This window comes from Xanthomonas sp. SHU 166, assembly GCF_000364685.1.
Lineage (GTDB): Bacteria > Pseudomonadota > Gammaproteobacteria > Xanthomonadales > Xanthomonadaceae > Xanthomonas_A > Xanthomonas_A sontii.
In genome coordinates, this window is record NZ_AQOJ01000595.1 from 1 (window position 1) to 6043 (window position 6043).

5 protein-coding genes are annotated in these 6043 nt (G+C 70.1%); 3 read left to right on the forward strand and 2 right to left on the reverse strand.

The annotated features are described in order from the left end of the window. Positions 1-1484, forward strand: a 1484-nt coding sequence (gene acpA / locus D180_RS14785) for an acid phosphatase (RefSeq protein ID WP_017913407.1), incomplete at its 5' end; no start/stop codon positions are given. A gap of 68 nt (positions 1485-1552) precedes the next feature. Here acpA and D180_RS14790 read toward each other — a convergent pair. Next, positions 1553-2857, reverse strand: a complete 1305-nt coding sequence (locus D180_RS14790) for an MFS transporter (protein ID WP_017913408.1) — start codon at positions 2855-2857, stop codon at positions 1553-1555. 365 nt (positions 2858-3222) lie between these two features. On the opposite strand from D180_RS14790, the gene D180_RS14795 reads away from it, so the two are divergent. Further along, a complete protein-coding gene (locus D180_RS14795) occupies positions 3223-3690 on the forward strand; it encodes a metallophosphoesterase family protein (protein WP_043091043.1) in 468 nt (155 codons plus the stop codon). A gap of 153 nt (positions 3691-3843) precedes the next feature. Beyond that, positions 3844-4272 (forward strand): hypothetical protein, encoded by a 429-nt coding sequence (locus tag D180_RS14800; RefSeq protein ID WP_017913410.1) that lies wholly within the window; start codon positions 3844-3846, stop codon positions 4270-4272. A 58-nt stretch (positions 4273-4330) separates the two neighbouring features. On the opposite strand, the gene D180_RS14805 is transcribed toward D180_RS14800, so the two are convergent. Continuing rightward, positions 4331-5902: an SDR family oxidoreductase gene (locus D180_RS14805; RefSeq protein WP_017913411.1), complete on the reverse strand. Its 1572-nt coding sequence runs from the start codon at positions 5900-5902 to the stop codon at positions 4331-4333. Positions 5903-6043: the final 141 nt, after the last annotated feature.

Sequence of the window (6043 nt, forward strand, 5' to 3'; positions counted from 1 at the left end):
TGGTGATCTACGCCGAGAACCGCAGCTTCAACAATCTGTTCCCCGAGTTCCCCGGGTTGCAGCAGCCGCTGTCCAAGGTGACGCCGGCACAGGCGCGGCAGTTGGACCGCGACGGCAGCGTGCTCGACATCCTGCCGCCGATCTGGGGTGGACTGGCGCCGGACGAACAGGTGGTGGCGCATCGCCGCTACAAGATCGGCGAGGACGCGATCGGGCCGCTGCCCAATGCGCCGTTCGCGCTGCGCACGCCGGACGGCCAGCTGCTGCCGCACGGCATCGTGACCCGCGATCTGGTGCACCGCTTCTACGAGAATCAAATGCAGATCAACGGCGGCCGCAACGACGGCTTCGCCGCGTGGAGCGACGCCGGCGGCCTGGTGATGGGCCACTACGCCGATGCGCCGGCCACGCTGCGGCTGTGGAGCCTGGCGCGCGACTACACGCTGTGCGACAACTTCTTCATGGGCGCGTTCGGCGGTTCGTTCCTCAACCATCAGTACCTGATCGCCGCGCAGGCGCCGTACTACCCCAAGGCCGACAGCAGCCCGGGGCGGACGCAGATCAGCGTGCTGGCCAGCGACCGGCCCGACGAGATCCGCCTGGCGGTGCAGGACGATTCGCCGGGCACCGCGCTCAACGGCCGGCCGCGCTTCGTGCGCAACGGCGCGCTGACCCCGGATTTCTGGGCGATCAATACCCTGAGCCCGCCGTTCCAGCCCAGCACCAGCCAGGACCCGACGCGCCCGGACTACGCCGACCCCAACAGCCCCAACACGCTGCCGCCGCAGACCCACCGCCACATCGGCGACGCGCTCGACGCCAAGGGCGTGGACTGGGCCTGGTACGCCGGCGGCTGGGCGCTGGCGGTGCAGGGCAAGGGCGACACCGGCGACACCAGCGAGTTCCCGGGCAGTCCCAACTTCCAGATCCACCACCAGCCGTTCAACTACTTCGCCAACCTCGCCCCGGGCACGCCGGCGCGGGCGCGACGGCTGCGCGACGGCGGCCTGGGCGACACCGCCCCGGAGAACCGCTTCCTCGCCGACGTGCAGGCCGGCACGCTGCCGCCGGTGACGTTCTACAAGCCGCAGGGCAACCTCAACATGCACGCCGGCTACTCCGACGTGGCCGCCGGCGATCGCCACATCGCGATGGTGGTGGAGGCGCTGCGCAACAGCCCGCTGTGGGAGAAGACCGTCGTGTTCATCACCTTCGACGAGAACGGCGGCTGGTGGGATCACGTGGCCCCGCCCAAGGCCGACCGCTGGGGCCCGGGCTCGCGCATCCCGGCGCTGGTGGTGTCGCCGCACGCCAAGCGCGGCCACGTCGACCACAGCGTCTACGACACCGGCTCGATCCTGCGCTTCATCACCCGCCGCTTCGGCCTGGAGCCGTTGCCGGGCCTGGTCGAACGCGAACGTGCGATGCACGCTGCCAGCGGCGTGGTGCCGGGCGACCTCACCGCCGCGCTGGACCTGGGCTAGGCCGGCGCGGGTTGCGCAGGGCGGGGCGGACTGCCGCCGCCCTGCCCCGCGTCCAGGCAATGCGGCACTCAGGCGGCGTGGAACGTGCCAGCGCCGCGCTGGCGGCGGAACAGCAGCAAGGTGCAGGCCAGGCCGATCAGCGCCGCCAGCGACAGCCACAACGCCGGGGCAGCACGGCTGTGGGTGGTGTGGATCAGCCATGTGGACACCGCCGGGGTGAAGCCGCCCATCGTCGCGGTAGCCAGGCTGTAGGCCAGCGAGAAGCCGGTGGTGCGCACCTCGGCCGGCATCACCTCGGTCAGCGCCACCACCATCGCACCGTTGTAGGCACCGTACAGCAGCGACAGCCACTCGCCCACCAGCAGCAGCCGCACGAACGAAGGCGCGTCGACCAGCCACTGCAGCGCCGGCCACACCGTCAGCAGCATCGCCACGCTGGCGAACACCAGCAGCGGCTTGCGGCCGATGCGGTCGCTCAGCGCGCCCATCACCGGCAGCCACACGAAATTGGACAGGCCGATGCAGCCGGTCACCAGCAGGCTGTCCAGCTCGCTCAGGTGCAGCTCGGCGCGGCCGTAGGTCGGCATGTAGGCAGTGATCAGGTAGAACGACACGGTGGTCATCATCACCATGCCCACGCCGGCCAGGATCAATCCGACATTGGCGCGCAGCGAGCGCGCGATGCCGGCCAGGTCCGGCGCCTGCCGCGCGGCGAACTCCGGGGTTTCCTGCAGCGAGCGGCGGATCAGGAAGATCAGCGGCACGATCAGGCTGCCGATGGCGAACGGCACGCGCCAGCCCCAGCTGTCCATCGTGCTGTCGGAAAGCAGCGCGTGCAGAGCCACGCCGAGCGCAGCGGCGAACACCACCGCCACCTGCTGGCTGGCCGACTGCCAGGCCACGTAGAAGCCGCGCCGGCCCGGCGTGGCGATCTCGGCCAGATACACCGACACACCGCCCAGCTCGGCGCCGGCGGAGAAGCCCTGCAGCAGGCGGCCGAGCAGCACCAGCAACGGCGCCAGCACGCCGATGGTGCCGTAACCGGGGACGAAGGCGATCAGCAGCACGCCGGCCGACATCAGCCCCAGGGTCAGGATCAGGCCCTTGCGACGCCCGTGCCGGTCGATGTAACCGCCGAGCACCAGCGCGCCGATCGGCCGCATCAGGAAGCCGGCGCCGAACGTGGCCAGCGACAGCATCAGCGAGGCGAACGCGCTGTGCGACGGGAAGAACGCATGGCCGATGGCCGTGGCATAGAAGCCATAGACCATGAAGTCGTACATCTCGAGGAAGTTGCCGGTGACCACGCGGAACACGGCGGCGGCGCCGTGCGGCGCGGCCTCGGCGGCGGGGGGCGTAGCGGAAGAAGTCATCGTTCGGAGTCTGCTGGAGAAGAAACGGCACCGCCTTGCGATGTCGTGCGACGGCACGGGCGGCGCGCGCGGCAACGGTACAACACGCCGCGTGCGCATGCCGCCATGGAGCGGCACGCCGCTACGTGCGGGTTAATGCACAGCGGTACGACGCCCACGCCGGAACTGCCGCTGATGCAACATCGGGTGCATCCCGATACGCGCCGGTCATGCGCCAAGCGTCGATGTCGATACGATCTCTACGTCCGCTCTCGGCTCGCTGACGCCATCGCCTCACGAAACAGGCCAGCACGCGCAGGTCGCAACGACGCCACCACGTCCGAACGGATAGCCTGCACGCTGTCACGCACCAGGAAGCGCCACCGATGCGTCCCGTTCGACCGCTGCATCTCGGCGTGATCGCCGATACCCATGGCCTGCTGCGCCCCGAGGCGCTGGCGGCCTTGCGCGGCTGCGCCGCGATCGTGCATGCCGGCGACATCGGCAAACCGGACGTGCTCGACGCACTGCGGGAACTGGCACCGCTGCACGCGATCCGCGGCAACATCGACACCGCGCCATGGGCACAGGCGCTGCCCGAGACCCTGGACCTGGACATCGACGGCGTCCGCCTGCACGTGCGCCACGACCTGAAGACGCTGGATCACGTCGCCGACGGCGTGGACGTGGTGATCAGCGGCCACTCGCACATGCCGTCGCTGCAGACCCGCGACGGTGTGCTCTACCTCAACCCGGGCAGTGCCGGGCCGCGCCGTTTCCGCCTGCCGATCAGCCTCGGCCACCTGTATCTGACACCGACCGGCCCGCGCGGCGAGTTGCAGACCCTGGGCTAGCGCAGGCGGCTCCCGCGCCGTGGCGCAGCGACACGCGACGCGCCGCGGGCAGGCGACGAACGCGCGCGATCTTCGCTACAGTGGAGGCGGGGAGGCGTGCGGCCAGCGGAGGCGTGGCGACGCCAGGATGCGGCAATGCGAAGGGGAGCGAGCATGCGCAAGGGATGGAACGTTTTCGGCAAGGTCGGCCTCGGCCGCATGACCAGGGACGAGTACCAGGCCAATCTCAACGGCCTGAACATGTTCTTCGGTGCCGTCCTGGGCCTGGTGCTCACCGGCACCGAGCGCCTCAACGCCTGGCAGTTCGGTGTGGTCCTGGGCGTCCTCGCCAGCCTGGTCATCTCGATCCTGTTCATTTCCAGCAGCCGGCACCGGGTGGCGTACGCGATCTACACCCTGCTGATGGTGCTGGCACTGCCGAAGGTGATCGACGTGATGCTCAAGGGCCAGGCCCTGCTGCCGGACAAGGTACAGCCGACGCTGATCGTGTGGACGATGATGACCATCCTGGTCGAGTTCTGGGGCCGCGAGAAGGACGCCGAGAACGCTGCCACGACGGCCGCGGACCGCACGCTCGGCTAGGCGGCGCGCGGGCGCGGACGCACGTCGCGCACCGTCGCGATCGCGGCGGCGCGTCGCCTCACCAGTCCGTCGGCGCGTAGTCCTTGAGGAACTGGCCCCACACGTGCTCGCCGGTGTTGAAGCCGTGGATGATCGGATCGACGATGCGCGCGGCGCCGTCGACGATGTCCAGCGGCGGATGGAACCGCTCTTCCTCCACCTTGCGCGCGGCGATCTCGGCCGGATCCTCGTCGGTGACCCAGCCGGTATCCACGCTGTTCATGTGTATGCCGTCGTTCTGGTAATCGGCCGCCGAGGTGCGGGTCATCATGTTCAACGCGGCCTTGGCCATGTTGGTGTGCGGATGCCGGGTGGTCTTGAAGTTGCGGTAGAACTGCCCCTCCATCGCCGACACGTTGACGATGTGCTTGTCGCGCTCGGGCGTGCGCAGCATCAGCGGCTTGAGCCGCGCGTTGAGCACGAACGGCGCGACCGCGTTGACCAGTTGCGTCTCCAGCAGTTCCACCGAGGACACTTCGTCCAGCAGCAGGCGCCAGGAGTTGCGCCCGCGCAGGTCCACCTGCTGCAGGTCCTGGTCCAGGCGCCCTTCCGGGAACAGGTGCTGCTGGGCGAGCAGGTCGTCGGCCAGCAGCGGCACCTGCGACAGTTCCGCGGCGCGCAGCAGGCCGTCGGCACCGCTGCGCCCCTGGCCCGCCCCGGCCATCTGCGTGTTGCCCCCAGCCGGCAGCAGATCGGGGCCGCGCAGGCCTTCGTACTGGCCCACCAGCCGGCGCACGTGCTCGGGCAGGTCGTGCAGCGCGGCGGTCTCGCCGGCCAGCATGTGCGCGTAGAACTGCGGCGGCCGGCGCACGGTCTGGCAGGCGTTGTTGACGATGAAATCCAGGCGGCTGCGAGTCGCCAGCAGCTCGCTGCAGAACGCCTCGACGCTGGGCGTGTGGCGCAGGTCCAACCCGTACACCTGGAGGCGGTGGCCCCACTCGGCGAAATCCGGCTCCTCCGCGTAGCGCGCTGCCGAGTCGCGCGGGAAGCGCGTGGTCACGATCAGCTCGGCACCGGCGCGCAGCAGCTTGAGCCCGGCCTGGTAGCCGATCTTGACCCGGCCGCCGGTGAGCAGTGCCACGCGCCCGCGCAGGTCCGCGGTCTCGGTGCGCTTGAAGTAGTTCAGCTCGGCGCAGGGCGGGCACATCTGGTCGTAGAAGTGGTGCAGCTCGGTGTACTTCTGCTTGCACACGTAGCAGTGGCGCAACTCGGGCGAATGCGCCGCCGGCGCCTCGGCCACGGCTTGCGCGTGGGTCAGCGCTTCCGGGGTGTGCGGCGGGAAATAGTTGGGCGTGCTGAACACAGGTTTGCGCCGCAGCGCGCGGATGCCGGTCTGCGCCAGCAGCTCCTCGGCCTTGCGCACCTTCTCCTGGTGGCGTTCGCGCGCCTGTTCCTTGAGCAGCTTGCGCCGCGCCTTGGGCTCGGGATTGAAGACCTGGGCGACCACCTGCAGCAGGCGCACTCGCTCGGCCTCCGGCAAGGTATCGAGCACGCGTCGGTCGGCGGCGATGGCCTCGAGCAGGTCCAGGGCAATGCGCAGGCGCTCGGCCAGGGGCAGGTCGTCGGGAGAAACGGGGGCAGTGGCGTTCAAGACAGATCCGGGATGGGCGACGGCGGGCCGCGGCAGAGCGCCGGCACGATGCCGACAGGGCAGCACGCGGCCCTGCGGCGCCACCGCCCGCCGAAGCGGGAACAGCGGCGGCACGGGCCGCGGCGGGCCGGAGGAACCGGC